Here is a 945-nt window from a genome sequence, read left to right as displayed (position 1 = left end):
CTTAAGGCTAGCCCTAAAGCTATTTCGGGGAGAACCAGCTATCTCCAGGTTCGATTGGAATTTCTCCGCTACCCACACCTCATCCCCGCACTTTTCAACGTGCGTGGGTTCGGGCCTCCATTCAGTGTTACCTGAACTTCACCCTGGACATGGGTAGATCACCTGGTTTCGGGTCTACGACCACGTACTAAACGCCCTATTCAGACTCGCTTTCGCTGCGGCTCCGCCTCTTCAGCTTAACCTCGCACGGGATCGTAACTCGCCGGTTCATTCTACAAAAGGCACGCCATCACCCGTTAACGGGCTCTGACTATTTGTAGGCACACGGTTTCAGGATCTCTTTCACTCCCCTTCCGGGGTGCTTTTCACCTTTCCCTCACGGTACTGGTTCACTATCGATCACTAGGGAGTATTTAGCCTTGGGAGATGGTCCTCCCAGATTCCGACGGAATTTCACGTGTTCCGCCGTACTCAGGATACATTCAAGAGAGAACGAAGTTTCGACTACGGGGTTGTTACCCTCTACGACGGACCTTTCCAGGTCGCTTCGTCTACCTCGTTCCTTTGTAACTCCGTATAGAATGTCCTACAACCCCAAGAGGCAAGCCTCTTGGTTTGGGCTATGTTCCGTTTCGCTCGCCGCTACTCAGGAAATCGCATTTGCTTTCTCTTCCTCCAGGTACTTAGATGTTTCAGTTCCCTGGGTCTGTCTTCCTTACCCTATGTATTCAGATAAGGATACCATACCATTACGTATGGTGGGTTTCCCCATTCGGAAATCTTCGGATCAAAGCTTACTTACAGCTCCCCGAAGCATATCGGCGTTAGTCCCGTCCTTCATCGACTCCTAGTGTCAAGGCATCCACCGTGCGCCCTTTCTAACTTAACCAAACTAAAAATTAAAAAATATGAGCTACACTGTTATCTAGTTTTCAAAGAACATAC

General features: G+C 49.5%; 1 rRNA gene. It reads right to left on the bottom strand.

The window, feature by feature from the left end:
• A 23S ribosomal RNA gene (locus tag ACTFRM_RS31180) occupies positions 1–889 on the bottom strand; the annotation flags it as partial.
• Between the last annotated feature and the right edge of the window lie 56 nt (positions 890–945).

The organism is Bacillus cereus group sp. MYBK227-1 (assembly GCF_051916325.1).
GTDB lineage: Bacteria > Bacillota > Bacilli > Bacillales > Bacillaceae_G > Bacillus_A > Bacillus_A cereus.
The sequence above is the reverse complement of the archived record's forward strand: the minus strand, read 5'-3'. Positions and strand labels throughout refer to the sequence as shown.